Origin of the sequence: Burkholderia sp. AU39826 (assembly GCF_020419965.1) — a bacterium.
Classification (GTDB): Bacteria; Pseudomonadota; Gammaproteobacteria; order Burkholderiales; family Burkholderiaceae; genus Burkholderia; species Burkholderia semiarida.
In genome coordinates this window covers 176520-201394 of the sequence record NZ_JAIZQG010000009.1, presented here as the reverse complement: position 1 = coordinate 201394, position 24875 = coordinate 176520, and the positions used below count along the sequence as shown (strand labels likewise).

Below are 24875 nucleotides of genomic sequence, written 5' to 3'. Positions count from 1 at the left end.
CGCGCGAATCGTGTCGGCCATTCGTAAGGATTGCGTCCCGATGCCCGGATGACGGCCGTATGCCGCTGCCTGGCGGTGAAGGCAACGCATCGGCACGCTCCTTGCTGAAGAGGAAGCGACCGCTCGATCACCGCGGTTGTTCGACTCACGCAGCAACACATCGACTCATCGATTCATCAACTCAACAGGAGACACACCATGCAGTGGACGACACCGTCATACACCGACCTGCGCTTCGGCTTCGAAATCACGATGTACATCGCCAACCGCTGATCGCCGCGCGTGCCGCCCGTTTCGCCGTGGTCGGCGCGGGCGGCCTCGGGAGCTGACGCCCATGAAGATCAAGATACTCGGCTCGGGAGCCGGCGGCGGCCTGCCGCAATGGAACTGCAATTGCGCGAACTGCCGCCGTGCGCGCAGCGGAAGCGGCCACGTGCTGCCGCGCACGCAGTCGTCGATCGCGGTCAGCGAAGACGGCATCGACTGGGTTCTCGTCAATGCGTCGCCCGACATTCTTTCGCAGTTGCGCGCGGATCCGGACCTGCAACCGGCGCGCGCGATTCGCGACAGCGGCATCGCCGCCGTCGTGCTGTGCGACGCGCAGATCGATCACGTGACGGGCCTGCTGATGCTGCGCGAGCGCTCGACGCCGCTGCCGCTGTACGCGAGCGCGCCGGTGCTGGACGACCTGTCGACCGGCTTGCCGCTCGTGCCGCTGCTCGGCCATTACTGCGGCGTCGCCGCGCACACGATCGTGCCCGGCGAGCCATTCGAAGTGCCCGCGGCGCGCGGGATCCGTTTCACCGCGATCGCCGTCGACAGCAAGCCGCCGCCTTATTCGCCGCGGCGTGCGTCGGCCGCGCCCGGCGACAACATCGCGCTGTCGATCGAGGACGTCGCGAGCGGGCGGCGCGCGTTCTATGCGCCGGGGCTCGCGTCGGTCACCGACGACGTGCGCGCGGCCATGGACGGCGCCGATCTGGTGCTGGTGGACGGCACGTTCTGGACCGGGACCGAGATGATCGATCTCGGCCTGTCGGGCAAGCACGCGGCCGACATGGGGCATCTCGCGCAGTGCGCGGAACACGGGCGGCCCGGCATGATCGACTGGCTCGACCGGCTGCCCGCGCGCACGCGCAAGGTGCTCACGCACATCAACAACACGAACCCGATTCTCGATCCGCATTCCGTCGAGCATGCGCACCTGCGCGCGCACGGCATCGACGTCGCGCACGACGGCATGCAATTCCAGGTCTGACGATGAACGCACCGATCCCCGCTACGGCGTTGCACGCGACGCCCTGGACCGCGACCGAATTCGAGGCGCGCCTGCGTGCGCTCGAATCGCGCTATCACATCCATCACCCGTTCAACCGGCGGCTCAACAGCGGCGCCTGTTCGCCCACGCAGATCCGCGGCTGGGTCGCGAACCGCTTCTATTACCAGATCTGCATTCCGCTCAAGGATGCGGCGATCCTGTCGAACTGTCCCGACCGCGAGACGCGGCGCCGCTGGATCCAGCGGCTGATCGACCACGACGGGCAGGGCGACAACGAAGGCGGCATCGAGGCGTGGGTGCGGCTCGGCGAGGCATGCGGTCTGACGCGCGACGAGCTATGGTCGCTCGAACACGTGCTGCCCGGCGTGCGTTTCGCGGTGGATGCGTACGTGAACTTCGCGCGGCGCGCGCCGTGGCAGGAAGCCGTGTGCTCGTCGCTGACCGAGATGTTCGCGCCGCAGATCCATCTCGACCGGCTCGCGGGCTGGCCGTCGCATTACCCGTGGATCGAGCCGGCCGGACTGCATTATTTCCGCAGCCGCGTGCCGCTCGCGCAACGCGACGTCGAGCACGGGCTCGCGGTCACGTTGGAGCATTTCACGACACCGGACGCGCAGCAGCGCGCGCTCGGCATCCTGCAATTCAAGCTCGACATCCTGTGGTCGATGCTCGACGCCGTCGAAAAGGCCTATCCGCTATGAACGCGATCGAAGCCGCCAGCGGCGTGCCGCTGCGCCCCTGCCTCAGGGGCATGTACCGCCTGCAATGGGAGGCGGCCCAGGATGCGTACGTGCTCCTCTATCCGGAGGGCATGGTCAAGCTCAATCCGAGCGCGGGGGAGATACTCGCGCGCTGCGACGGCACGCGCGAACTGGACGACATCATCGGCGAGCTCGAGCGCCTGTTCATGCAATCCGATCTCGCGACCGACGTCTACCGCTTCCTCGATCATGCGCGACTGCGCGGCTGGCTCGACTGACATGGCGCCCGACACTTCCCGTCCGTCCGCGCCACTGTGGCTGCTCGCGGAACTCACGTACCGCTGCCCGCTGCACTGCGCGTTCTGCTACAACCCGGTCGATTTCGCGACGCACGGCGCGGAACTGGACACCGACGCGTGGCGCACGGTCATCAGCGACGCGCGCGCGCTCGGCGCCGCGCAAATCGGCTTCTCGGGCGGCGAGCCGCTGCAGCGCGGCGACCTCGAGACGCTCGTCGCGCATGCGCGCGGGCTCGGCTTCTATACGAACCTGATCACGTCGGGCATCGGGCTGAACGTCGCGCGCATCGAGCGGCTCAAGGCCGCCGGGCTCGATCATATTCAGTTGTCGCTGCAGGATTCGACGCGCGAGCTGAACGATTTCCTGACCAGCACGCGTACGTTCGAACTGAAACGCGACGTGGCGCGCCTGATCAAGGCGCACGGCTACCCGATGGTGCTCAACTGCGTGCTGCATCGCTACAACCTGCCGCACGTGGGGCAGATCATCGAGATGGCGCTCGATCTCGGCGCCGATTACCTGGAGCTCGCGAACACGCAGTATTACGGCTGGGCGATGCTCAATCGCGATCAACTGATGCCGACCGTCGAGCAGGTGCGCGAGGCCGAGGACACGGTCAACCGCTATCGCAAGCTGATCGGCGAGCGCTGCAAGATCCTGTTCGTCGTGCCCGACTATTTCGAGCGCCGCCCGAAAGCGTGCATGAACGGCTGGGGCTCGGTGTTTCTCGGTGTCGCGCCGGACGGCACCGCGCTGCCGTGCCATGCCGCGCGGTCGCTGCCGGGGCTCGCGTTGCCGAACGTGCGCGACCGGTCGCTGCGGGAAATCTGGTACGACAGCGACGCGTTCAACGCGTTTCGCGGCGACGACTGGATGCGCGAGCCGTGCCGCACGTGCGACGAGCGGCATACGGATCACGGCGGCTGCCGGTGTCAGGCCTACCTGCTGGCCGGCGACCCGAAGGAGGCCGATCCGGTGTGCGCGAAGTCCGCCCATCACGGCCAGGTCGAACAGGCCGTGCAGTTCGCGCGACGTCGCGCGCCGATCGCCGAACAGCCGTTGGTGTTTCGCAGCAAGGAGAATTCGCACGCGCAATGCGACGCGGCGTGCGAGCGCTGAGGCGCGCGGTCAGGACGAAGGCAGCGGCGCGCGACGCGGTGCTCGCGCGCCGCCGCGCCGCGCAGGGGAGAAAACGGCGCGCCGCCGCCGCCGATGCGGGCGCGCGTACCCACCGCATTCAATCTCGATGAATGACCGCGCACGCGCGCGCCATCACCCGTCATCCGCCTTCGCCTGCAAATCCTTCAGCCCCTGAATCACGACCAGCAGCGCGCGCCCGTGCTCGTCCGACCCGTCCCACGCGTCGACGATCGCGTCGCGCAGCAGATCGTTGTACCGGCGGCGCGACGGCTCCGTATCGACACCATAGAAACTGCATAGCTTATTGAATGGCGCGCTGCGGCGCAGCCGGCGCCCGTTCGACAACCGAAGGCGCGACACGGTAGGCTGGCTGACCCCGGAAAGCCGCGCGATTTCGCTGGACGAGCGTGTATCCGCCATCAGGCGGCGCAACAGGTCTTGAACGGGAAAATCTTGGTCCGGGGCTTCCATGCGATGCATTATACCTATACAGTTACGGCTGTTGAATGGGCTTGCTGTCAGCAGCGAGGCTGTATCCCGAGAAAGTTGATGACACTGAAACACCTCCCTCCCACGTTCTGCTGGACCAAGATCGGCACCGAGTCCGGCGAGGAGCTGCCGACCGTCGTACTCCGCAAGGAATGGGAGCGCCGGCTCGGAGGCGGGCGTTTTCTGTGGGGCATCAACCAGCCGCTCGGCAACAGCGCGCAAGTCGCCGCGCATCGCACCGGTTCGCTGCTCGCGCTGTTCTCGCCGGTCGCGTCGCGTCCGCGCGCGGGCGAGCGCAAGGACGCATTGCTGTGGAATGCGTGGGTCGACGCAGGCGGGCAGGTGCGGCCGTTGCCGCCGCATACGTTCATCGCCAGCCGCTCGACGCTGCCGTCCGGCCGGCGTCGCGAGCAGCACTACGCGCTCGTGTGCGCGTCGTCCACCGCGCTGACGGTCGGCACGCAGTTGCGCGTGTTTCCCGATCACCTGCGCAGCGTGAGCACCGGCAAGCCGCTGGGCGCCGCACAGGGTGCGGCCGTGGTCGACTGCGTCGGGCGTGCGAAGGAACAGACGGGCAAGAGCTATCCGCTCGCGCTGTCGGTCGAGCTCGAAGCGCCGTATTTCGTGCGGCTGGCGCAGCCGTGCGTGCTGAAGGCGCGCGATCTCGCGGAAGTGAACAAGGCCACGCGCGCGGGCGATTTCGATCGCTTCGTCGAACTGGTCGCGCGCTTGCGCGGCCGTTCGCCGACGGACGCCGTGCGCGGCGTCACGCGCGATCTGTTCGACGTGCCACCGCTCGAAACGGCGGCCGCGTATGTGGCGCCCACGCATGTCGCGCGCATGCGCCACCGGCCGGCGGTCGAGCATCCGCGCGATCTCACCGGCGATCTGTTCGACCTGTCGCCGGGCGAGGCGGCCGCGTTCGCGGGGCTGGCGCATCCGCGCATCGGGCGCGCGTGACGACCCACGCGAAGCCGTTCGCGCAAGAATTTGTTGCAATCTCGCCGTAGCGGATCGGCGAGCGCGGCGCGACAATCGGCACGAAGCGCGCGGCGCGGCGGCCGATGCGTCGACATGCGACGGGTCGTGGTTCACGCCGCCGACATGCGTACCACGCACACTGGGCGTCGGCGTGCTTCACACTGCAATCCTGAGGGAGGAGTGTCGATGTCGACCCATATCCGTTCGCGGGAAGCGCGGGCCGCACAACGCTTCGTCGAAGCGACGCGCAACGTCGATCAGGCGTTTCGCGCCGTGCGCGGCGAAAGCGACGACGACGGCTCGTCGGCCCACTACGCACGCGCGATGTCGCGTCTCGATCGCGCGCTCGACGAGCTGGCGCGTGCACAGGAATTCTTCGATCGCGTCGTCGGCGCGGATACCGCGCACGGCAACTGACGGCTTCGTCGTTTCTCTTTTTCGCGCGTCGTGCGACGCGCGTTCATCTTCCTGCCGGGCGCGTTGCGCGGCATGCCGGTTCGTCACCCCGTTTCGATTCTCGACGTCAGGCCTTGCGGCCTTCGGCCGGATAGTCGCCTTGAGCGGTTGCCGTGCGTCGGCCCGCACGGGTGATGTCCGGTGCGGACGGCGCGGATGGCGCGGCGCGCGACGCGTAGCCGCGATGCTGGAACGAGGTTGCGAAGAACCGCATCTGGTAGCGGATCGCATTCGCCCAGTAATCCCACGTATGGCCGCCCGGGCGCTCCGCATAGTCGTGCGGCACGCCGAGCGCGACGAGCCGTTCGTGCAGCGTGCGGTTCGAGCCGACGAAGGCATCGTCGCGGCCGCAATCGATCGTCAGGTCGAGATGCGCGCGCACGAACGCCCGCGCGTTTTCGACGATCACGTTGCGGTTCCAGAACGACGGATGGCGGCCGGGATCGCCGAACACGTGGTCGATGCCCGGCTCGTTCGCGCAGCAGCGCGGGTCGACCGCGCCGCTGATGCTGCCGACCGCACCGAACGTGTCGGGCCGGTCGAGCGCGATGCGCAGCGCGCCGAAGCCGCCCATGCTGAGCCCGGTGATCGCGCGTGCGTGCTGGGCCGCGATCGTGCGGAAATGCAGGTCGACATAGGACACGACTTCGTCGCCGACGAAGGTTTCGTAGCGGCTGCCCGAATCGAACGGGCTGTCGATGTACCAGCTTTCGTGTCCGCCGTCGGGCATCACGAGGATCACGCGGTAGCGGTCGGCGAGCGCGGCGATGTGCGTGTTCGACGTCCAGTCGGTATGGTCGCCGCCCGAGCCGTGTAGCAGATAGACGACGGGATAGCGTTCGCCGTGGTGGTCGCGCGCGTAATCGTCGGGCAGCACGATGGTGGCCTTCAGCGTTTCGCTCATCGCGGCGCTCGGAATCGCGACGACCCGCGCATGAAATGCGAAGGCAGGGCTCGTGACGGCGAGCAGCAGGAGCAGCCAGAAGGTACGTGCCAGGTTCATCGATCCTCGCATGTGTCGATCCAGTCCGGCCGGATGCCGGGAAAACCCTGTTCCGGCGACTCTAGCAACCGTGCCTTTCAACCATATTTCGGCGAATCCTACGGGTTGTCAGGCGGGCGGCTCGCATACGATGCGTGCGATGGTGGCGCGAAACGCGTCAGGCCGCTCGGCCGCGATCAGGTGCCCGCAGCCGGCGATGGTGTCGAAGCCGGCGCAGCGAGCGAGCGCGTGGGCGGGCACATGCCAGCCCGCGCGCGAGCGTTCGCCGGCGATCAGCCAGACGGGATGACGCTCGAACACTTGCGCGAGCGCCGGCAGGTAGCCCGCCGCGCCCGTCGTCTCGACCACCGATCGGCCCATCGCGCGCAGCGTCGATGCCGGCTGATGCGCAAGCCAGCGGCGTGCGTCGGCGAGCTGGTCCGGCGACGGGTCGTCGATCGCGCCGCGCAGCCAGTCGAGCGGGGCCGCGCGCAGGCCGTCGAGCATCGCATCGGCTTCGTCGGGCGTCATGCGGCCGACCGAGGCCGACCAGAATGCATCGTCCAGCGTGAAATTGCCTTCGACGTTGACGATGCGCCGCACGCGTTCGGGGTGCGCGTGCGCGAACAGCATGGCGATCGCGCCGCCGACCGAATGGCCGACGACGTCGACCGGCTCCATGCCGAAGTGCGTATCGACGGTGTGCCGCACGTGCTCGACCTGCGCGGCAAGCGAGATCGCGTCGGGCGGCGTGGTGCGATGCGCGCCGTAGCCGAGCAGGTCGGGGCAGAGGTGCGGGCCGCTCCAGCCGCGCACGTCGAACGTGCCGATGAAGCCGTGAATGAAGACGACGGGCGTAGGCGTGATCATGCGCCGTGTGCTGAAGGCAGGGGCGGCAATTCGAGCTCGGCGAGCAGTTCGTCGAGTTCGAGCATGTGCATGCGGTCGTGGTCGAGCAACTCGCGCACGAGTTCGTCGAGCGACATGCGGCGGATGCCGTCGCGCAGCCCGCAGCGCGCGAGTTGCGACGGTTCCAGCGCGGCCGCGGCGGCGCACAGCGCGGCACGGCCGCTGCGGAACGCCGCGACGGCGAGATCGAGCGGCTGCGCGAGATAGTCGCGTTGCGCGGCCAGCGCGGTGCCGTCGACGGATTCGATCACGGGAAGCTCGGCCGTGCGTACGGCGTCGATACGCGCGGCGAACACCGCATCGAGATCGCGCAGATGGCACGCATGTTCGACGAGCGAGAAGCCGGTGCCGGCCGGGCGGCGGGTGGCCAGCGCCGCCGGCACATGCGCCGCGCAGGCGGCCAGCCGGGCCGGCATGCGGGCCAGCGCGGCGACGACGTCGGCGAACGGTAGCCGTTGCGGGTGCGCGCTGAACACCGCGCCATAACTGAACAGCGCACCGCCGAGCCGCCCGCGCGCCTGCACGACCTCATGGCCGCGGCGACGCATGACGTCGGCGACCATCGCGCCGCAGAACTGGCGGGCCGTCGTGTCGGCTTCGACTTCGGGGAATTTGCGCGCGATCTCGTCCTGGATCGCGCCGATCGCGGCGACGCCGACGCGCGACAGCGCCGCGAACTCGAGATAGCGTTCGGGCTGCTCGATCAGCGCTTCGAGCTGCGCGCCGAGTGCGGTCAAGCGGAAACGGTCGAAACGGGAATGCATGTCGGAAGCCCGTCTAGTAACGTAACAAAACGATACGTTACTAGACGGGCTTCCGTCAACCGGCTCATTTGGGCGCATGCGGGCGGCGCCCGCACCGCCCGCATGCCCGGTTCAGGGCTTCTGCCGCGTCGATTTCCGCGATGATGGCCGCTTACGGCTTCTGCAGCCCGGGAGTGAATGCGGGGCTGAAATCCTCGGCCTCGAACAGCGGGCGGATCTCGATGTCGGAGTCGCCGGGCATCGGGTTCGGGCAGCGCTTCACCCACTCGACGGCCTCTTCCATCGATTTCACGCGCCAGAGCCAGTAGCCGGCGACGAGCTCCTTCGTTTCGGCGAACGGGCCGTCGATGACCGTGCGGTTCTTGCCGGAAAAGTGCACGCGCTTGCCGCGGCTGCTCGGGCGCAACCCGTCGGCGGCGAGCAGGATGCCGGCTTTCATCAGTTCCTCGTTGAAGCGGCCCATTTCTGCCATGCATTCGGTGTCGGGCATCCGGTCGGATTCGGAATCGGCGGTGGCTTTGACGATGACCATGACGCGCATTGTCTTATCTCCTTGAAAGGGAACGAGGGTGTCTGCCGGCCGGAGGCGGCAAACGCAGGGTTACGACAACACGACGCGCGGCGACGACGCGAATCGACATCGCGGGAAAAAGTTTTCATCCGCGATGGAAGCGGCGATGCCGGCCGCCGCCGCTCTTCCCGCGGGCGGCATGCGCACCGGGCACGCTGTGGATCCGGTCGGCAAGCGCGCCGCGCGCCGTCAGGTTTACAACAACACTGATGCGGGATGTTTGATGTCTGATGCGTCTGCCATATAATAGTGATGCTTGATGTTTGATGCCTATCAGGAGAGAGACATGCGCACCACTCTGGACATTGATGACGACGTCCTCGCCTTCGCACGGGAGCGCGCGAAGCCGGGCGTGAGTATCGGCAAGGTTATTTCCGATCTCGCCCGCGCGGCACTGCAGCGGACGACGACGAACCAGTCGAGCCGCAACGGCTTGCCGTTGATGCCGGTCTCCGGGACGGCACGTCCCGTCACGCCCGACATCGTTAATCAACTTCGCGACGATTCACTTTGATGACCTACCTGCTCGACATCAACGTCCTCATCGCCTTGCTGGATCCTGCGCATGTTCAGCACGAGCCCGCACATGCATGGTTTGGAAGGGTAGGTCATTCGGCATGGTCTACCTGCCCGCTCACCGAGAACGGCGTGCTTCGGATCATCGGCAATCCGAAATACCCGAATACGATGGGCTCGCCGGTGTCCGTTGCTCCGCTCGTCGCGCAACTGCGGTCGCATGCCGGTCACACTTTCTGGCCGGACGACGTGAGCTTGCTGGACGAACAGCACGTCGACGCCACCCGTTTGCTGTCGTCCGCGCAATTGACCGATACGTACCTGCTGGCGCTGGCTCGCGCGCACAAAGGCAAACTGGCGACTTTTGATCGGCGCCTGGTCGTCGACGCCGTGCCGAATGGCGCCAAGCACCTTGAACTGATTGCTTGACGCTCGATCGGAAAGGGCGCCGTGGCAGCGACGCTTGAACGGGTTGCTGTCGGTTTCTCGCGGTGCCTTCCAGCGGGACGGTCTTGTCCTCGGCGTCCGGAACAGCGCGCCTTTCGCCCGTGCCCTTGTTTGGAAAGTTCGGCAGTGAGGCCGGTGCAGGCCCGTTGCGGGCATGCACGGGCACGAGCGCGCGCGGCGGCGCATACCACTGTCACGGAGCGCCTCGGCAAAGCTGGTATGCTGGTCCGCACCACGTTCATGCGGAGGGCGCCATGGCTGTCAAGGAAGTTTCGAAGAAGAAGTACCTGAAAATCCTGAACAAACGCCTGCGCGCGGAGCCGGCGGCCCCGGCCGGCGCATCGTTCGTGTTTTTCCCGCTCGGTGCGAAGGCGAAGCATGCGACGGGCGTCGTGTCCGGCGACGCACGCAGCAAGCGCGAGCTGGCCGTGATGGCCGCGGTCCAGCGCAAGGCGGCCGAAGAGTTCGTCGTCTCGGGCGCCTGACCGGCCCGGCCGGGCACGGCGCCGAACACCCGCCCGGCCCGAAACGGGCCGAGAGCCCGCGCGACGATCAGGACGCCTTGTCCGCCGCCGCCGCCGGATACCGGCTGCCGCCGCCGGCTTCGTCGCCTGCCGCCAGTTGTTCCAATGCGAGGCCCTTCGTCTCGATCCCGAGCGTCCACACGGCGATTGCCGCCGCGACGAACGACAGCGCGCCGAGCGTGAACACACCGCCCTGGCCGAACACCGGCAGCACGACACCGACCACGTAAGGTCCGATCAGCGAGCCGATGCGGCCGATCGCCGACGCGAAGCCCGACCCCGTCGCGCGTGCGCCGGTGCCGTACAGCTCGGGCGTGTACGTGTACAGCGCCGCCCACATCCCGAACAGGAAGAACTGCATCGCGAGGCCCGTGCCGATCAGCAGCGTCGTGCTGCCGCCGTACAGCGCGCTCTGGCCGTACGCATACGCCATCGCGCCGCCGCCGATCAACGACGCGATGCAGGTCGGCTTGCGTCCCCAGCGTTCGACGAGCCACGCGGCGCACAGGAAGCCCGGCACGCCGCCGAGCGAGATCAGCACCGTGTAGAACACCGATTTCGTGACTTCGAAGCCGGCCTGCTGCAGCAGCGCGCCGAGCCATGACGTGAGGCCGTAGAAGCCGAGCAGCGCGAAGAACCACAGCAGCCACACCATCACCGTGCGGCGACGGTACACGCCGCTCCAGATCTCGCGCAGCGCGCCGCGCCCGCGTGCGGCGGCGGGCTCGGCGAGCCGCGACGGCGGCGGCAGCGTCGTGACGCCTGCCGAGCGCATCACCTTCGCCTCGATCGTCTGCATCACCGCGTCGGCTTGCGCGTGCCGGCCCGCATGCTCGAGCCAGCGCGGCGATTCCGGCACGATGCGGCGCACGACCAGCACGAACACGGCCGGAATCGCGAGCAGCGCGAACACGGTGCGCCAGCCGAACTGCGGCAGCACGAAGTACGCGACGATGCCGGCCGTGATGAAGCCGAGCGGCCAGAAGCCGTCCATCAGCGCGATCAGGCGGCCGCGCTTCTCGGTCGGCACGAATTCGGACAGCAGCGTCTGCGCGACCGGAAACTCCATTCCCATCCCGATGCCGAGCAGCACGCGATAGACGATCAGCGCGTCGACGCTCTGCGCGGTCGAGCACAGGTACGACGCGGCGCCCCACAGCACCATGCTCCACTGGAACACGGGCCGGCGGCCGAACCGGTCGGCGAGCAGGCCGGCCACGGCCGCGCCGAGCACCATCCCGAAGAAGCTCGCGCTCGCGACGAGGCCGGCGGCGGCCGTCGACAGCCCGAACTCCTTGCGGATCGAGCCGAGCACGAACGTCATCGTGCCGAGGTCGACCGAGTCGAAGAAGAACGCGATCGCGATGATGAAGAAGATGCGCTTGTGATAGCCGGAGAACGGCAGGCGTTCGAGCCGGGCGGCGGCGGAGGCGGGAGCGGTGGCGGCGGGCATGGCGTCCTCTGAAATGAAAAAGGGGCCGCGCAGCGCATGCTCGAGGCCCCGATGCTTCACGTTCAGTAGACGCGACCACAAACTGCCGCATCAGAGGAAAAGCGCCGCCCGCTTGCCGAAATGCGTCATCGGCGGGCGGCGCGCGCGACGCACGCGTGCGTCAGTTCTTCAGCTTGTACCCGGTGCGGAACATCCACGCGACGACCGCGAGGAGGATCACGAGGAACAGCGCGGTCGCGGCGAGGCTGATCCACACGTGCACGTCGGCGATCCCGTAGAACGACCAGCGGAAACCGCTGATCAGGTAGACGATCGGGTTGAACAGCGTGACGACGCGCCACGCGGGCGGCAGCATGTCGACCGAGTAGAAGCTGCCGCCGAGGAACGTGAGCGGCGTGATGATCAGGAGCGGCACGAGCTGCAGCTTCTCGAAGCTGTCGGCCCAGATGCCGATCACGAAGCCGAACAGGCTGAAGGTGACGGCCGTCAGCACGAGGAACAGCACCATCCAGACCGGATGCAGGATGTGCAGCGGCACGAACAGGCCGGCCGTGGCGAGGATGATCACGCCGAGCAGGATCGACTTCGACGCGGCCGCGCCGACGTACGCGATCACGATCTCCCAGTACGACACGGGCGCGGACAGGATCTCGTAGATCGTGCCGGTGAAGCGCGGGAAGTAGATGCCGAACGACGCGTTCGAGATGCTCTGCGACAGCAGCGACAGCATCACGAGGCCCGGCACGATGAACGACCCGTAGCCGATGCCGTTCACGTCGCTGATGCGCGAGCCGATCGCGGAGCCGAACACGACGAAATACAGCGACGTCGAGATCACCGGCGCGATGATGCTCTGCATCAGCGTGCGGCGCGTGCGGGCCATTTCTGCGCGGTAGATCGCGCGGATTCCATGCCAGTTCATGCGTCAGGCTCCTTGCACGCCGTTGCGGCGGTTGTCGATCAGGCTGACAAAAATGTCCTCGAGCGAGCTCTGCGTCGTATGCAGGTCACGAAAGCCGATGCCGGCCGAGCCGAGCGCGTTGATGAGCTTCGCGATGCTCGCGTCGTCACGCTGCGAATCGTACGTATAGACGAGCGCGGCGCCGTCTTCCGCGCGCTCGAGCCCGAACGGCGCGAGCGCCGGCGGCACCTCCGCGAGCGGGTGCTCGAGTTGCACGGTCAGCTGCTTCTTGCCGAGCTTGCGCATCAGCTCGCGCTTTTCCTCGACGAGCACGAGCTCGCCGCCGAGGATGATGCCGATCCGGTCGGCCATCTCCTCGGCTTCCTCGATGTAGTGCGTGGTCAGCAGGATTGTCACGCCGCTTTCGCGCAGCGAATCGACGAGCTTCCACATGTCGCGGCGCAGCTCGACGTCGACGCCGGCCGTCGGTTCGTCGAGGAACAGGATGCGCGGCTCGTGCGACAGCGCCTTCGCGATCATCACGCGGCGCTTCATGCCGCCCGACAGCGTCATCAGCTTGTTGTCGCGCTTGTCCCACAGCGACAGCGCCTTCAGCGTCTTCTCGATGTACGCGGGATCGGGCGCCTTGCCGAACAGGCCGCGGCTGAACGACACGGTGGCCCAGACGCTTTCGAACGCGTCGGTGGTCAGCTCCTGCGGCACGAGGCCGATCATTTCGCGGGCCGCGCGGTATTGATCGCGGATGTCGTGGCCGCCAACCGTCACGCGGCCTTCGGTCGGCGTGACGATGCCGCAGATCGAGCCGATCAGCGTCGTCTTGCCGGCGCCGTTCGGCCCGAGCAGCGCGAAGATCTCGCCGGGGCGGATGTCGAGGGTCACGTGCTTCAGCGCCTGGAAGCCGGACGCGTAAGTCTTGGAGAGGTCGGAGACGGAAAGGATCGGTTGCATGCTCACGGATGGCACGGCCGCCCGGTGCGACGGCGGGCGCCGCGCGTGCCCGGCGCCGCCGCCGCTGCGCAGCGGCCGGGACCGGGAACGGCATGGCGAACGGGCGTCATGTCGAACGGCAGGGTGGTGCGGGATCGCGGGACCGCCATATTAGCAATCGGCACATCGAAATGCATTCTGATGGAAAAGTCGGGCAGCGTCGGTGCCGGATTTGCGTGGATTACGTGCGGATTTCCCAATGATTCGATGTTTTAGTTGAAAGATGCGAACAATCGGGGTTCTTTCCGTGTATCGGGCCGCGCCCGGCGTGGCTGCCCGACATGCCGACCGACTGTGCTGCCTGCCGGCCCTCGCGCCGTACCGGGACGGCACATGCGGCGCTCGCGATAATGCGTTCTTTCATCGTGATAGGGAGCGGCGCGCATGTCCTTGGTCGATTTCAAATCCGTGGCGGACGCACAGGCCGCCGCATGGAAATCCACGATCGTCGGCGAAGTGGGGCCGGCCCGGATCAAGGTATTGCGCATGGATGCGCAGCCTTACCAAGCGGAAGTGCACGACTACAACGAGGGGCTGCTGGTGCTCGACGGCACGCTGATGCTCGAGGTCGACGGAGAAACGGTCGTGGTCGGGGCCGGGCAGATGTACCTCGCGCACGCCGGCACGCGCCACGCGGTGCTGCCCGGCAGCCACGGCACGCTCGCGATCATCGACGTGTGAGTTGCGCCGCAGCATGCGTGCGTGCCGCCCAGGGCCGGCCGGCTTGGCTCGGCGAGGATTGGCGGCTGCCGTTCAAACGCGCGTTCCACGGGCCGGGTATTTGTCTGAGCAAATAAAATGAAGGCCGTTTGAAAATCTGTTAAATACCGTACAAACGCTAGGATTGCGCGGGTTCATTCGTTTGGAACTCTGCATCCATTTACTTGTGGGAATGGTCCGATCATAGTCTCGACGAACGACGCATCACGATAACGAATCAAGCGTACGTATGGAGACCACATCATGAGACGCCTATCCGCCGGGCCAGCCGGACTGCCGTTTCCCGATTTTTCGCCGAATGCAGGCGCGCCGCGGATCGCGTGCCTGCATCGTCGCCTCGCCGTGTAGCGGCAAAGCCGTAGCGGCAAGCCACTTTCCGTTTCGATCGTTCCGACGGCGCCGTGCCGCATGACGGCGCCGCGGGAGCGCGCTTGTCCGCCGCCGCGGCGTGTGCCGCATGTGCGTGAACGGCATCGCGGCGGCGATGCGCGCACCATCATGCGCCGCGCGTCCGTGCGGCGGCGCGATACCAACCGGCGGGCCATGCAGCCCGGCCGGACGAGACTTGTCGTACCTGAAAAGGAGGGGTTGATGATTTGCATTCCTGAATGGCGGAAGGCGATCCTGTCGTGGGCGGTGCTGGCGCTGCCGTTCGTCGCCGGTTGCGGCGGCGGCGACGATCCGGGGCCGATCACCGTGCCGCAGTGCTCGGGCAGCGCATGCGGGCCGAGCGGCGCCGACACGACGCCGCCCGTCGTGACGAAGCTGTGTCCGGACGCGCTCGACTACACGACGACGTACACGGGCGGCGCCGGCAGCGGCGAGTACGTGAAGGTGAAGTTCGACACGACGAAGCTCACGTATCAGATGCAGTTCATCGAATCGTCGGTGCCGACCTCGGCAGGGCAAGTCAACGACACGCGCGCGGGCCTGACGATCAGCGGCGCGTTCCACCATCCGACCAATCTTCCGACGGCCGAGCAGAACCGCTGCGCGTTCGTGCTCGACAGCGGCGCGACGAGCGACGGCGCGTATGCGGTGACGATCAACCGTGCGGATCCGCCGATGCTGTTCGTGGGCAACGGCGTGGTGGGCGGCGGGATTCCGGGGGCGACGATCGCGTTCCCGGGCATCGAGATCGTACCGGGCCTGTTCCTCGGCACCGTGCCGTCGCGCACGTTCGACTTCTATCCGTTCATCGGCTTCGTCGAAACGGAAACCGACTTCTCGAAGGTCGCGGGGAACTACAACGAGGTCGGCATTCATCTGTCGCCGCTCGGCGGCAATGGCCAGAGCTCGAGCGGGCCGGTCGGCTGGGAGCCGGACGTCGTCAACTGGAACCAGACGCTCAATGCGGACGGCTCATGCACGATTACCCAGGGCAGCGACTACTCGTGCCAGACGACCGGGTCGCCGTGGGTGCTGCGCAAGAACGCGGACGGGTCGGCCGACAACGTGTTCGTGAGCAGCGCGGTCCCGGACCAGTTCGGCACGCTCGTGTATCCGGTCGCGGGGCAGGGCGCATCGCTCGTGATTGCGCCGAGTCAGGCGAAGGGCATCATGATCGTCGGCAAGCTGAACGGCGTACGCGTGCCGATCGTGATTCGTGTCGGCTACACGCACGTCGATCCGACCAACCTGCTCGCGTCGGTCGCGGATGCCGAAGTCGGGATCTCGATGCTGTCGTCGGCCAGCGCGATCGCGGCGAATTCGCTGAAAGGCGGCTACATCGGCGCGACCAGCGCATCGGCATGCGGCATCGTGACCTCCAACGGGCAGCCGAACGCGATCGCGCTGGCGCGGCCGAGCTTCGATCCGTCCGTCCCGCACCCGGACCTTCCTGGTGCGTTCGTCAACGGCGTGTTCATGTCGGAAGCCGGAAGCTGCAACGACGGTACCGCCGTGTCGACGCTGGCAGCGAACTATACGTCCACGCTGTTCCAGGGCAATACCGCGGCGTTCATCGATCCGCAGACGTCGTCGGTCACCTCGCAGTTCACGCTGGACTATGCGCAGGCCACGCCCGGCAAGATCAAGGTGACCGCCACGCAGGACTTCAACGCGAAGGGCGCGAACGGCAACGTGGCGATCTTCAGCAAGGGCGACACGGGCTGGCTCGTGACGGCCGGCAACGTCTACGCGATGGTCGTCAACAACAACAAGGTCAATCCGTTCTTCACGGTGGGCGCGTTCGTCCAGTAACCCCGCATTGAACACGTAGCACCGGCGGCGCACGCGTCGCCGCCGGCGAGTCGAATTTCAAGAGGATTCCTATGAATGTGAAACAGTGGATGGCCGCGGCGTCGCTCGCGCCCGTGCTGGCCGCATGCGGCGGCGACGGCGACCCGCCGCCCGCGCCGGTGGTCCGGCTGTGCCCGCAGACGATCGATTACAACACGGTGTTCGTCGGCGGCTCCGGGTCGGGCGAGCTCGTGAAAGTACAGCTCGACACGACGAAGATGACGTACCGGATGACCTACCTCGCATCGCCGGTGCCGACCGCCGCGGGTACCGTGCAGCCGACGCGGGACACCGCACCGGCGAACGTGGTCGACGGCACGCTGGCCGACGAGACGGGGCTGCCGACGGTGAAGCTGAACCAGTGCACGTTCCGGATGCAGAACGCGAGCCTCGACCCGAGCCGGCCCGCGCGGCTGTTCCTCGGCGAAGGCGTGCTGGGCGGCGCGATCCCCGGCGCGACGATCCAGTTCGACGGCGTGATCGGCGTCGGCAAGATTCCGAAGACGACGTTCCCGTACTACCCGTTCATCAGCTTCTCGTCGCTGGAAACCGATCTGACGAAGATCGCCGGCACGTACAACCAGCTCGGCTATCACCAGGTGCCGTCGCAGAACTTCCAGCCGGTCGCGCTCGACCAGACGGTGACGATCGACGCGGACGGCAGCTATACGGAAACCGACAACTTCGGCAAGAAGAACGGCGGGCAGCCGCTTGCGTCGAGCGCGACCGTGAACCAGCCGTTCACGCTGCGCCCCGATGCGCCGGCGTTCCAGTCGTTGAACTACCAGCCGCAGATTCCGCCGACGCTCGCCGCGCTCGATCCGGCGAAGGCCGGCAAGGGGATCCTGATCGTCGGCAAGCTGCGCAACCAGCTCGTGCCGATCTTCATCCGCACCGGCGCCGCGAACGCGGACCTCACGCAGGGCCCGCCGAGCGCGGACGACGAATCGGGCATCTCGTTCCTGAGCCCGCGGACGGCGATCGCGCAGGGTTCGCAGGACGGCGAGTACACGGGCGTGGACAGCGCGTTCAACTACCGCGCGACCGCGCTCGTCGGTGCGCAGGCGACGCTGCTCGATCCGTTCAACGCGTCGCAGGCCGCGCTCACGCGCGCGCTGAACCTCGACTACACGCAGAAGGTGCCGGGCGTCGTGACGACCGTGCATGCGGACGCGGCGTCGGGGCCGGCGACCGGCAAGTTCGTGTTCACCGGCGGCGTGTTCGGGTTCCTCGACATGGCCGATACGCGCAACCCGTACTTCACGGTCGGCGCGTTCGTGCAGTGACCGCGTGTGGATGGAGACATGGCGGCGCCGCGCGCGACTACGCGGCGCCCCGACGGAACGAGGGGGAGAGTTCATGAAGAAGCTGATTGTCGCGGGTGTCGTCGCAGGCGCGTCGACGCTCGCATCGGCCCAGCAGGCGGGCGACAACGTCGCGACGCTGGGCTGGCTGCACATCATGCCGCAGGATTCGACCAACGGGCTCACGACGAATCTCGCGAACATGCCGATCAACGGGCCGCTGCGTCTGCCCGGTTCGTTCACGTCGCCGGGGACGAGCCTGACGGTCAACAACGCCGATACGGTCGGCCTCACGCTCACGCACTTCTTCACCGACCACATCGCGGTGACGTCGGTGCTCGGCGTGCCGCCCGAGTTCACGCTGACGGGCCACGGCGTGATCAAGCCGCCGGGCCCGGCCGGCGCGCTCGGCAACGTCGACATGGACAAGTCGGCGAACCAGCCGGCCGTGAAGAATGCGCGGCAGTGGAGCCCGACGATCATCCTGCAGTACTACTTCAATTCGCCGACGGCGAGGTTTCGCCCGTTCGTCGGGATCGGCGTGGCCTACAGCTGGTTCAGCAACATCGAACTGAACGGCAACTTCGCGAAGGACATCAACGAGAACCTCGGCAGCGTGCTCGCGGCCGGCGCCGGCAAGCCGGGCGCGACGTCGGTGGAGGGCAAGGCGTCGTCGTCGTTCACGCCGGTCTACAACGTCGGCGCGAGCTACGCGATCGACAAGCACTGGGGACTCACGGCGACGCTGACGTACATGCCGCTGAAGACCTACTCGTCGCTCGTGATCAAGGCGGCCGACGGCTCGACGCTCGCGACCACGCGCACGCGGTTGAAGGCCGACCCGTTGATCACGTTCGTCGGGATTTCCTACAAGTTCTGAGCCGAGCGGCGCGCATGACGCGTGCCGGCGGCTTCCTGTGACCAACCGGCCGGATCGTTCCGGCCGGAAGGTCGCGTTCCTGGCGGCGTGCCGCCATTTGTGAAGAGAGGGGGCAGTTCAAATGAGCATTCGCAAAATCGTATCGCTTGTTGCTGCAGTGGCTTTCACCGCGGTTTCGGCCGCGCCTGCTTTCGCCGTCGCCGTGTCGCGCGCCGACGGCCAACCGATGAATCCGAACGGCGAGCCGTTCTCGGCGACGGGGCTCACGAACCTCAGCAAGGGATCGATTACCGCATCCTGCAATGCGACGTTCAACGGCACCATCACGTCGACCGGTATCGTCAACATCACCTCGACGACGTTCACGGGCGGCGCGACGTGCGGCCTGATCAGCGGCAGCGCGAGCAGCACGTCGCCGTGGACGGGGCAGGCCGACAGCACGACGCAACTGTCGATCAACAACGTGAAGGTGAACGTCACGCTGCTCGGCACGTGCGGGCCGAGCAAGGTCGTGATGGCGTGGAGCGACGCGAACTCGTCGCTGACGTTCAACAACGCCACGCTGACGCCGGACTGCACGGTGGGCGGCACGATCCTGACGTCGCCGAAGTTCCACGTGCAGTAAGCGGCGCGCGATCGAAGCGGGGACCCGCCGCGCGGGAGGGCCGTGCGTGAGGATCGGGCGGTTCGCACGCGGGTTGTCGCTTTCGCTTCCTCGATGTGTTCGCGTCGTCGCGCTTATCCGCGTGACGACCGGTTGGCCGCCCGTGTCGAGATCCGGCACGGGCGGACCTGCAGGGCAGGCGTGACGCATCGCGCCTCCCGATTCGATTGAAACGAGACTATTCCAATTGGCCGGAACCATGCTTACCGATCCAGCAAAGTATGGCGATGCCCACGGCGCGACGCCCGACCGGCTGCGCACGGCCGCGTGGCTGCAGTACCTGATCGACCATCTCGACACGGCGGCCTGCGCGATGACCGCGAGCGACGCCGGCGACCCGGCCGTCGTCGCGTCGCACGCGCGACGTGCGGGAACTGGCGCGAGCCTCTCCCGCGAAGCGACCGCGGTCCTGCACCGGCTCGTCCCGTGGATCGCGACCGATGGCGGCGGCTGCGCATGCGACCCGGCCGATCCGTTCGGCGCGTGCTCGCACGTGCCTTCCGTCCGGCAACTCGCCGAAGCCGAACGTCGCTGCCCGGGCTCGCGTGCCGTATTCGACACCGCGCACGGCCTGATCGATGCCTGCGCATTCGACGATCCGGACGTCGGCTGGGCCGCGCTCGAACGGATTGCCGATGGCGTCGAATGCAGCGGCGAAGACGCGGGCGCACGCCTCGCGAGCGAACCCGACGGGCAGCGCGAGACACCCAATGCGAAGAACCTGAGAGACAGGCTCGCCGCGGTCGTGGCAACGAGCACGGAAGCACCGACTCGTCCCGGCGCCGTCATCGACGCGATCGTGCTGCGCGCATGCGGCCCGCGCGACGACGCGGCGCGCATCGACGAGATGGCCGCATTCGCGATGTTTTCGGCAGAACTAGCCGCAGGCAACGGCGTTTCGGTTCAGGCGTACGGCGGCCGGCACAACCTCGTCGCGCGGGCGATCCGCACGCACCGCGCCGATCTTGCGTCGGTGGACGGGCTGTTCGCCGCGCTATCCGTGTGCCGGCTCGATCGACTGACAGGCGCCGGCAGTTTCTGGGCCTACTACCTGCTGGCGGGCGTCATGATCGCCGCGCCGGATACGGTGCGGGAAATCGGCCGCGGCTTCCATGGCGACGCATGGCGGGAATGGCTTGATCACGTGCTCGCGTGGCCGGCGGTCAGCCGCTTCTGGCCGAAGGACGATGCGGCATTCGAGCGCCTGCGCGACGCGATGAGCCTGACGTCGCGCAGGAACCCGATCGTGCGTGCGAAACGGATGCGAGGCGTTTCCGTAACCCGGGCAGGCGGCGCAATCGGGAAGACGCAATGAAACGCGGCTCGGGGCGAGAACGCCGCGAGCCGCGGGGGAGGGTATCGCGGCGCCCGGTGCGGGCGCTGGATCGATCAGACGGTCTCGGGTTGCCGCACGGCCTTCGCGACATTGCGCGCCGGTGCGCCGTTCGCGACGAAGTACGGCACGTCGACCCGCGCGAGCGGCGTGCGGCCGCGGATCTTGTCGGCGATCTTCTCGGCGATCATGATCGTCGGGGCGTTCAGGTTGCCGGTCGTGATGATCGGCATGATCGACGCATCGACGACGCGCAGCCCGTCGAGCCCGTGCACGCGGCCTTCTTCATCGACCACCGCCATGTCGTCGTAACCCATCTTGCACGAGCACGACGGATGGAACGCGGTTTCCGCGCGGGCGCGCACGAATGCGTCGAGTTCCTTGTCGCTCTTGCAGTCGGCGCCCGGGTTCAGCTCGCGGCCGCGATAGCGGTCGAGCGCGGGCTGCCGCATGATCTCGCGCGTCGCGCGGATCGCATCGCGGAACTCGCGCCAGTCGAGCGCTTCGGCCATGTAGTTGAACAGGATGCTCGGGTGATCGTTCGGGTCGCGCGAGCGCAGCTTCACGCGGCCGCGGCTCGGCGAGCGCATCGAGCCGACGTGCGCCTGGAAGCCGTGCATCTCGATCGCGTTCGAGCCGTTGTAGTTGATCGCCACCGGCAGGAAGTGATACTGGATGTTCGGCCACGGGTCGTCGTCGCGCGTGCGGATGAAGCCGCCCGCCTCGAAGTGGTTGCTCGCGCCGAGGCCCGTGCCGTTCAGCATCCATTCGAGGCCGATCTTCGGCTGGTTCCACCACTTGAGCGCCGGGTACAGCGAGACCGGCTCCTTGCACTCGTACTGGATGTACATCTCCAGGTGGTCCTGCAGATTCTGGCCGACGCCGGGCAGATCGAGCACGACGGGAATGTCGAGTTCCTTCAGCCATGCGCCGGGGCCGACGCCCGAGCGCTGCAGCAGTTGCGGCGACGCGATCGCGCCGCTGCACACGAGCACTTCGCGGCGCGCATGCACGGTCGCGCGCTCGGTGCCGCGCAGGTACGTGACGCCCGACGCGCGCTTGCCGTCGAACAGGATGCGGTCGGCGAGCGCATGCGTGACGATCTCGAGGTTCGGCCGCATCTTCGCCTGGTCGAGGTAGCCGCGCGCGGTGCTCGCGCGGCGGCCCTTCGGCGTGACGGTGCGGTCCATCGGCCCGAAGCCTTCCTGCTGATAGCCGTTCAGGTCGTCGGTGCGCGGATAGCCGGCCTGAACGCCCGCGTCGACCATCGCTTCGAACAGCGGGTTTACGCCCGGCTTGCTGGTCGTGACCGACACGGGGCCGCTGCCGCCGTGATAGTCGTTCGGGCCGACGTCGCGCGTCTCGGCTTTCTTGAAGTACGGCAGGCAGTCGAGATACGTCCAGTTCTCGAGGCCCTTGTGCGTCGACCAGTTGTCGTAGTCGAGCGCGTTGCCGCGGATGTAGCACATCCCGTTGATCAGCGACGAGCCGCCGAGCCCCTTCCCGCGGCCGCATTCCATCCGGCGGTTGTCCATGTGCGGCTCGGGATCGGTCTCGTATGCCCAGTTGTAGCGGCGGCCCTGCAGCGGGTAGGCGAGGGCGGCCGGCATCTGCGTGCGGAAGTCGAAGCGGTAGTCGGGGCCGCCCGCTTCGAGCAGCAGCACCGTGACGTCCGGATCTTCCGTCAGGCGCGTCGCGAGCACGTTGCCCGCGGAACCTGCGCCGCAGATGATGTAGTCGTATTCGCGTGTCGTCATGACGGCTCTCCTTGTATTAGAACACCGGGTTGTAGCGGCCGAGCTCGACCTGCACCGACTTGATTCGAGTGTAGTGCTCGAGCGTCGTGATGCCGTTCTCGCGTCCGACACCGGATTGCTTGTATCCGCCAACCGGCATCTCGGCCGGCGATTCGCCCCACGTGTTGATCCAGCAGATGCCCGCTTCGAGGCGATGGATCGTGCGGTGCGCGCGCGACAGGTTCTCGGTCACGACACCGGCCGCGAGGCCATAGTGCGTGTCGTTGGCACGGGCGATCACTTCGTCCTCCGATTCGAAATCGAGGATGCTCATCACCGGCCCGAAAATCTCTTCGCGCACGATCTTCATGTCGTCGCGGCAATCGCCGAACACGGTCGGCGCGACGTACTGGCCGTTCGCGAAGTGGCCGTCGGTCAGCCGCGTGCCGCCCGCGAGCAGCTTCGCGCCTTCTGCCTTGCCGCTTTCGATGAAGCCGAGCACCTTGTCGAGCTGCGCGGCCGACACGAGCGGGCCGAAGTTGGTGTCGGCGTCGGTCGGCTTGCCGACGCGGATGCGCTTCACGCGTTCGAGCACCTTCTGCGTGAACGCGTCCTTCACCGAGCGGTGCACGAACACGCGCGTGCCGTTCGTGCAGACCTGGCCCGAGCTGAAGAAGTTGGCGGTTACCGCGATGTCGGCCGCGCGGTCGAGGTCCGCATCGTCGAACACGATCAGCGGCGACTTGCCGCCGAGCTCCATCGTCACTTCCTTCAGCGACGATGCGCCGGCGAGCGACATCACCTTCTTGCCGGTTTCGACGCCGCCGGTGAACGACACCTTCGCGATGTCCGGATGGCCGGTGAGCAGCGCGCCGACCGAGCCGTCGCCCTGCACGACGTTGAACACGCCGGCCGGCACGCCGGCTTCCGTATAGATTTCCGCGAGCTTCAGCGCGGTCAGCGGCGTGACTTCGCTGGGCTTGAACACCATCGCGTTGCCGGCCGCGAGCGCGGGCGCCGTCTTCCAGCAGGCGATCTGGATCGGGTAGTTCCATGCGCCGATGCCCGCGCACACGCCGAGCGGTTCGCGGCGCGTGTACACGAACGACTCGGCGCGCAGCGGCACCTGCAGCCCTTCGATCGCGGTCGCGAGGCCCGCGTAGTACTCGATCACGTCGGCGCCGGTGACGATGTCGACCGCGAGCGTCTCGCCGATCGGCTTGCCGGTGTCGCGCGTTTCGATGGCCGCGAGCTCGTCGTTGCGCTCGCGCAGCAGGTCGACCGCGCGGCGCAGGATGCGCGAGCGCTGCATCGCGGTCATCGCCGCCCATTCGCGCTGGCCTTCCCGCGCGGACGCAACGGCGCGGTCGACGTCGGCCGCGCTCGCCTGCTGCACCTGCGCGAGCAGCTCGCCGGTGGCCGGGTCGAAGGTGTCGAAAGTCTTGCCGCTGGTGGCGTCGACGTAACCGCCGCCGATGTAGAGGCGCTGCAAACCGTATACGGACATGAGGATCTCCTGGTAGGCGACTGCGTGGCGCGTCAGTCGGACGCGAGCAGCAGGTCGATGTAATCGTGGGCGAGCTTCAACGTGGCTCGGGTGTCGATCGGGCCGCCGGCAAGCGCGCCGCGCAGCCACAGGCCGTCGATCAGCGCGGCGAGGCCGCTGGCGGCTTCGCGCGCTTTCGTGCGCGGCAATGCCTTGGCGAATTCGGCGCACAGGTTCGAATGGAGGCGCCGCGTGTTGACGTGCTGCAGCCGCTTGAGCATCGGGTCGTGCATGCTCTGCGACCAGAACGCGAGCCATGTCTTCATCACCGGCGCGCTGACCTGCGTGTCGTCGAAGTTCGCGGCGACGACGGCACGCAACCGAGAACGCGGGTCCTTGCGTGCGGCGGCGCGGCGGCGCGTGGTGGCCGACCACAGGTCGCGCAGCACGTGCCGCATCGTCGCTTCGAGCAGGCCGTCCTTGTCGCCGAAGTAATGGCTGACGATGCCCGTCGAGATGTTCGCGCGTTGCGCGACCGATGCGAGCGTCGTGCCGGGCAGGCCCGCTTCGTCGATCGAGCGCAGCGTGGCATCGATCAACTGGGCGCGGCGTATCTCCCGCATTCCGACTTTCGGCATCGCGACTCCCCTTCGCCCGGACGGGCCGTTGATGGAAGTCGAGAGCTTAGCGGTTTTTTATTGATTGTTCAATCAACAAAAAATCGGGGCTGAACGGCGGGCCCTGTTCCAAACGGAACGACTCGTCACGCCCGGAGCCATGTGCGGATGCGGAAAAACGAATTGAAAGAAGGTTAATTAAATTTGAATCTGTTTAAAACGCGCCGTGAAAAAATGATGCAATGCGGAGGACCGTTTCTGCGCTCGATTTCATTACAAGACGAAAGAATGTCGAGGTCTGTAATATTATTCACGATGTGAAATTGCCAAATCGGATTGTGAATGCGCGCGGTTTTGTGAAAGCCGTTTTAATTCGGCGATTTAAACTAAATAAGTAATTGAAAAATAAGTACAAATATCAATTTGTCGGCGCTAGGGAGCGTTACCCGCAAACGATTGCGATCGTCCTCGGA

27 protein-coding genes are annotated in these 24875 nt (G+C 67.0%); 16 read left to right on the top strand and 11 right to left on the bottom strand.

The features are described from left to right. Nucleotides 1–198 precede the first annotated feature (198 nt). The 5 genes from pqqA to pqqE all read left to right on the top strand — a co-directional run bounded on the left by pqqA (nucleotide 199) and on the right by pqqE (nucleotide 3399). Nucleotides 199–273 carry a pyrroloquinoline quinone precursor peptide PqqA gene (gene pqqA, locus LGM42_RS18315; RefSeq protein ID WP_006485436.1) on the top strand — a complete coding sequence of 25 codons (75 nt, stop codon included), beginning with the start codon at nucleotides 199–201 and terminating at the stop codon, nucleotides 271–273. Between the two features lie 61 nt (nucleotides 274–334). Further along, nucleotides 335–1258 carry a pyrroloquinoline quinone biosynthesis protein PqqB gene (pqqB, locus tag LGM42_RS18310; protein ID WP_226232818.1) on the top strand — a complete coding sequence of 308 codons (924 nt, stop codon included), beginning with the start codon at nucleotides 335–337 and terminating at the stop codon, nucleotides 1256–1258. 2 nt (nucleotides 1259–1260) lie between these two features. Then, a complete protein-coding gene (gene pqqC / locus LGM42_RS18305) occupies nucleotides 1261–1980 on the top strand; it encodes a pyrroloquinoline-quinone synthase PqqC (protein WP_059583257.1) in 720 nt (239 codons plus the stop codon). After that, the gene (pqqD, locus tag LGM42_RS18300; RefSeq protein ID WP_006480620.1) at nucleotides 1977–2258 is read left to right on the top strand and encodes a pyrroloquinoline quinone biosynthesis peptide chaperone PqqD; all 282 of its coding nucleotides are present in this window, start codon (nucleotides 1977–1979) and stop codon (nucleotides 2256–2258) included. The genes pqqC and pqqD overlap by 4 nt, the downstream gene beginning before the upstream one ends. Nucleotide 2259: 1 nt before the next feature. Beyond that, nucleotides 2260–3399 (top strand): pyrroloquinoline quinone biosynthesis protein PqqE, encoded by a 1140-nt coding sequence (pqqE, locus tag LGM42_RS18295; protein WP_060316929.1) that lies wholly within the window; start codon nucleotides 2260–2262, stop codon nucleotides 3397–3399. Nucleotides 3400–3552: 153 nt separating this feature from the next. Here the strand turns inward: pqqE and LGM42_RS18290 are convergent, their stop codons facing one another. Next, nucleotides 3553–3891, bottom strand: a complete 339-nt coding sequence (locus tag LGM42_RS18290) for a helix-turn-helix domain-containing protein (RefSeq protein WP_012339501.1) — start codon at nucleotides 3889–3891, stop codon at nucleotides 3553–3555. Nucleotides 3892–3969: 78 nt separating this feature from the next. Here LGM42_RS18290 and LGM42_RS18285 point away from each other — a divergent pair, with 78 nt between their 5' ends. Next, nucleotides 3970–4869, top strand: a complete 900-nt coding sequence (locus LGM42_RS18285; RefSeq protein ID WP_060011993.1) for a hypothetical protein — start codon at nucleotides 3970–3972, stop codon at nucleotides 4867–4869. Nucleotides 4870–5076: 207 nt separating this feature from the next. Then, on the top strand, nucleotides 5077–5307 hold the full coding sequence (locus LGM42_RS18280; protein ID WP_059583251.1) for a hypothetical protein: 231 nt from the start codon (nucleotides 5077–5079) through the stop codon (nucleotides 5305–5307). 106 nt (nucleotides 5308–5413) lie between these two features. Here the strand turns inward: LGM42_RS18280 and LGM42_RS18275 are convergent, their stop codons facing one another. The 4 genes from LGM42_RS18275 to LGM42_RS18260 all read right to left on the bottom strand — a co-directional run bounded on the left by LGM42_RS18275 (nucleotide 5414) and on the right by LGM42_RS18260 (nucleotide 8542). Beyond that, nucleotides 5414–6349 carry an alpha/beta hydrolase gene (locus tag LGM42_RS18275; RefSeq protein ID WP_226232817.1) on the bottom strand — a complete coding sequence of 312 codons (936 nt, stop codon included), beginning with the start codon at nucleotides 6347–6349 and terminating at the stop codon, nucleotides 5414–5416. 108 nt (nucleotides 6350–6457) lie between these two features. After that, nucleotides 6458–7198, bottom strand: coding sequence for an alpha/beta fold hydrolase (locus LGM42_RS18270; RefSeq protein ID WP_060316935.1), 741 nt, complete (start codon nucleotides 7196–7198; stop codon nucleotides 6458–6460). Then, nucleotides 7195–8001, bottom strand: a complete 807-nt coding sequence (locus LGM42_RS18265) for a DinB family protein (RefSeq protein WP_060316939.1) — start codon at nucleotides 7999–8001, stop codon at nucleotides 7195–7197. The genes LGM42_RS18270 and LGM42_RS18265 overlap by 4 nt, the downstream gene beginning before the upstream one ends. A gap of 151 nt (nucleotides 8002–8152) precedes the next feature. Then, entirely contained in the window at nucleotides 8153–8542 is a 390-nt protein-coding gene (locus LGM42_RS18260; protein WP_059642334.1) for a YciI family protein, read from the bottom strand. Nucleotides 8543–8858: 316 nt separating this feature from the next. Between LGM42_RS18260 and LGM42_RS18255 the strand changes: the two genes are divergently transcribed. The 3 genes from LGM42_RS18255 to LGM42_RS18245 all read left to right on the top strand — a co-directional run bounded on the left by LGM42_RS18255 (nucleotide 8859) and on the right by LGM42_RS18245 (nucleotide 10020). Further along, nucleotides 8859–9086 (top strand): hypothetical protein, encoded by a 228-nt coding sequence (locus LGM42_RS18255; protein WP_060968405.1) that lies wholly within the window; start codon nucleotides 8859–8861, stop codon nucleotides 9084–9086. Next, on the top strand, nucleotides 9086–9517 hold the full coding sequence (locus LGM42_RS18250; protein ID WP_060316945.1) for a TA system VapC family ribonuclease toxin: 432 nt from the start codon (nucleotides 9086–9088) through the stop codon (nucleotides 9515–9517). The genes LGM42_RS18255 and LGM42_RS18250 overlap by 1 nt, the downstream gene beginning before the upstream one ends. A 272-nt stretch (nucleotides 9518–9789) precedes the next feature. Then, nucleotides 9790–10020 carry a hypothetical protein gene (locus LGM42_RS18245; RefSeq protein WP_059583243.1) on the top strand — a complete coding sequence of 77 codons (231 nt, stop codon included), beginning with the start codon at nucleotides 9790–9792 and terminating at the stop codon, nucleotides 10018–10020. 67 nt (nucleotides 10021–10087) lie between these two features. Here the strand turns inward: LGM42_RS18245 and LGM42_RS18240 are convergent, their stop codons facing one another. The 3 genes from LGM42_RS18240 to LGM42_RS18230 form a co-directional block, all read right to left on the bottom strand. Then, entirely contained in the window at nucleotides 10088–11512 is a 1425-nt protein-coding gene (locus tag LGM42_RS18240; RefSeq protein WP_060316949.1) for an MFS transporter, read from the bottom strand. Between the two features lie 160 nt (nucleotides 11513–11672). Further along, nucleotides 11673–12434, bottom strand: coding sequence for an ABC transporter permease (locus LGM42_RS18235; RefSeq protein ID WP_059583240.1), 762 nt, complete (start codon nucleotides 12432–12434; stop codon nucleotides 11673–11675). A 3-nt stretch (nucleotides 12435–12437) separates the two neighbouring features. Beyond that, nucleotides 12438–13382 (bottom strand): ABC transporter ATP-binding protein, encoded by a 945-nt coding sequence (locus tag LGM42_RS18230; protein WP_059583239.1) that lies wholly within the window; start codon nucleotides 13380–13382, stop codon nucleotides 12438–12440. Between the two features lie 423 nt (nucleotides 13383–13805). On the opposite strand from LGM42_RS18230, the gene LGM42_RS18225 reads away from it, so the two are divergent. The 6 genes from LGM42_RS18225 to LGM42_RS18200 all read left to right on the top strand — a co-directional run bounded on the left by LGM42_RS18225 (nucleotide 13806) and on the right by LGM42_RS18200 (nucleotide 20545). Further along, nucleotides 13806–14102 (top strand): cupin domain-containing protein, encoded by a 297-nt coding sequence (locus tag LGM42_RS18225; RefSeq protein WP_059583237.1) that lies wholly within the window; start codon nucleotides 13806–13808, stop codon nucleotides 14100–14102. A gap of 630 nt (nucleotides 14103–14732) precedes the next feature. Beyond that, the gene (locus LGM42_RS18220; RefSeq protein ID WP_226232816.1) at nucleotides 14733–16343 is read left to right on the top strand and encodes a DUF2957 domain-containing protein; all 1611 of its coding nucleotides are present in this window, start codon (nucleotides 14733–14735) and stop codon (nucleotides 16341–16343) included. A gap of 71 nt (nucleotides 16344–16414) precedes the next feature. Continuing rightward, nucleotides 16415–17668 (top strand): DUF2957 domain-containing protein, encoded by a 1254-nt coding sequence (locus LGM42_RS18215; protein WP_226232815.1) that lies wholly within the window; start codon nucleotides 16415–16417, stop codon nucleotides 17666–17668. Between the two features lie 73 nt (nucleotides 17669–17741). Beyond that, nucleotides 17742–18566 (top strand): OmpW/AlkL family protein, encoded by an 825-nt coding sequence (locus tag LGM42_RS18210; RefSeq protein ID WP_059583231.1) that lies wholly within the window; start codon nucleotides 17742–17744, stop codon nucleotides 18564–18566. Between the two features lie 121 nt (nucleotides 18567–18687). Beyond that, nucleotides 18688–19191, top strand: a complete 504-nt coding sequence (locus LGM42_RS18205) for a hypothetical protein (RefSeq protein ID WP_060316957.1) — start codon at nucleotides 18688–18690, stop codon at nucleotides 19189–19191. Between the two features lie 238 nt (nucleotides 19192–19429). After that, entirely contained in the window at nucleotides 19430–20545 is a 1116-nt protein-coding gene (locus tag LGM42_RS18200) for a hypothetical protein (protein ID WP_226232814.1), read from the top strand. A 74-nt stretch (nucleotides 20546–20619) separates the two neighbouring features. On the opposite strand, the gene betA is transcribed toward LGM42_RS18200, so the two are convergent. From betA to betI, 3 genes are read right to left on the bottom strand one after another with little or no spacing between them, the layout of a single operon-like run. Next, nucleotides 20620–22320, bottom strand: a complete 1701-nt coding sequence (gene betA, locus LGM42_RS18195; protein ID WP_226232813.1) for a choline dehydrogenase — start codon at nucleotides 22318–22320, stop codon at nucleotides 20620–20622. 16 nt (nucleotides 22321–22336) lie between these two features. Further along, complete coding sequence (gene betB / locus LGM42_RS18190) at nucleotides 22337–23806, bottom strand: betaine-aldehyde dehydrogenase (protein ID WP_226232812.1); 1470 nt, start codon at nucleotides 23804–23806, stop codon at nucleotides 22337–22339. 32 nt (nucleotides 23807–23838) lie between these two features. Then, entirely contained in the window at nucleotides 23839–24423 is a 585-nt protein-coding gene (gene betI, locus LGM42_RS18185; protein WP_059583223.1) for a transcriptional regulator BetI, read from the bottom strand. Nucleotides 24424–24875 lie beyond the last annotated feature (452 nt).

What these genes read in the sequence shown, in the direction of transcription:
- LGM42_RS18215 (WP_226232815.1), top strand. Translation starts at nt 16,415, where the DNA reads ATGAATGTGAAACAGTGGATGGCCGCGGCGTCGCTCGCGCCCGTGCTG.
- LGM42_RS18210 (WP_059583231.1), top strand. Translation starts at nt 17,742, where the DNA reads ATGAAGAAGCTGATTGTCGCGGGTGTCGTCGCAGGCGCGTCGACGCTC.
- LGM42_RS18265 (WP_060316939.1), bottom strand. Translation starts at nt 8,001, where the DNA reads ATGCATTCCCGTTTCGACCGTTTCCGCTTGACCGCACTCGGCGCGCAG.
- pqqE (WP_060316929.1), top strand. Translation starts at nt 2,260, where the DNA reads ATGGCGCCCGACACTTCCCGTCCGTCCGCGCCACTGTGGCTGCTCGCG.
- LGM42_RS18225 (WP_059583237.1), top strand. Translation starts at nt 13,806, where the DNA reads ATGTCCTTGGTCGATTTCAAATCCGTGGCGGACGCACAGGCCGCCGCA.
- LGM42_RS18235 (WP_059583240.1), bottom strand. Translation starts at nt 12,434, where the DNA reads ATGAACTGGCATGGAATCCGCGCGATCTACCGCGCAGAAATGGCCCGC.
- LGM42_RS18220 (WP_226232816.1), top strand. Translation starts at nt 14,733, where the DNA reads ATGATTTGCATTCCTGAATGGCGGAAGGCGATCCTGTCGTGGGCGGTG.
- LGM42_RS18245 (WP_059583243.1), top strand. Translation starts at nt 9,790, where the DNA reads ATGGCTGTCAAGGAAGTTTCGAAGAAGAAGTACCTGAAAATCCTGAAC.
- betI (WP_059583223.1), bottom strand. Translation starts at nt 24,423, where the DNA reads ATGCCGAAAGTCGGAATGCGGGAGATACGCCGCGCCCAGTTGATCGAT.
- LGM42_RS18280 (WP_059583251.1), top strand. Translation starts at nt 5,077, where the DNA reads ATGTCGACCCATATCCGTTCGCGGGAAGCGCGGGCCGCACAACGCTTC.
- LGM42_RS18270 (WP_060316935.1), bottom strand. Translation starts at nt 7,198, where the DNA reads ATGATCACGCCTACGCCCGTCGTCTTCATTCACGGCTTCATCGGCACG.
- LGM42_RS18200 (WP_226232814.1), top strand. Translation starts at nt 19,430, where the DNA reads ATGCTTACCGATCCAGCAAAGTATGGCGATGCCCACGGCGCGACGCCC.
- betB (WP_226232812.1), bottom strand. Translation starts at nt 23,806, where the DNA reads ATGTCCGTATACGGTTTGCAGCGCCTCTACATCGGCGGCGGTTACGTC.
- LGM42_RS18275 (WP_226232817.1), bottom strand. Translation starts at nt 6,349, where the DNA reads ATGAACCTGGCACGTACCTTCTGGCTGCTCCTGCTGCTCGCCGTCACG.
- LGM42_RS18205 (WP_060316957.1), top strand. Translation starts at nt 18,688, where the DNA reads ATGAGCATTCGCAAAATCGTATCGCTTGTTGCTGCAGTGGCTTTCACC.
- LGM42_RS18290 (WP_012339501.1), bottom strand. Translation starts at nt 3,891, where the DNA reads ATGGAAGCCCCGGACCAAGATTTTCCCGTTCAAGACCTGTTGCGCCGC.
- betA (WP_226232813.1), bottom strand. Translation starts at nt 22,320, where the DNA reads ATGACGACACGCGAATACGACTACATCATCTGCGGCGCAGGTTCCGCG.
- LGM42_RS18285 (WP_060011993.1), top strand. Translation starts at nt 3,970, where the DNA reads ATGACACTGAAACACCTCCCTCCCACGTTCTGCTGGACCAAGATCGGC.
- LGM42_RS18230 (WP_059583239.1), bottom strand. Translation starts at nt 13,382, where the DNA reads ATGCAACCGATCCTTTCCGTCTCCGACCTCTCCAAGACTTACGCGTCC.
- pqqC (WP_059583257.1), top strand. Translation starts at nt 1,261, where the DNA reads ATGAACGCACCGATCCCCGCTACGGCGTTGCACGCGACGCCCTGGACC.
- LGM42_RS18260 (WP_059642334.1), bottom strand. Translation starts at nt 8,542, where the DNA reads ATGCGCGTCATGGTCATCGTCAAAGCCACCGCCGATTCCGAATCCGAC.
- pqqD (WP_006480620.1), top strand. Translation starts at nt 1,977, where the DNA reads ATGAACGCGATCGAAGCCGCCAGCGGCGTGCCGCTGCGCCCCTGCCTC.
- LGM42_RS18240 (WP_060316949.1), bottom strand. Translation starts at nt 11,512, where the DNA reads ATGCCCGCCGCCACCGCTCCCGCCTCCGCCGCCGCCCGGCTCGAACGC.
- LGM42_RS18250 (WP_060316945.1), top strand. Translation starts at nt 9,086, where the DNA reads ATGACCTACCTGCTCGACATCAACGTCCTCATCGCCTTGCTGGATCCT.
- pqqB (WP_226232818.1), top strand. Translation starts at nt 335, where the DNA reads ATGAAGATCAAGATACTCGGCTCGGGAGCCGGCGGCGGCCTGCCGCAA.
- LGM42_RS18255 (WP_060968405.1), top strand. Translation starts at nt 8,859, where the DNA reads ATGCGCACCACTCTGGACATTGATGACGACGTCCTCGCCTTCGCACGG.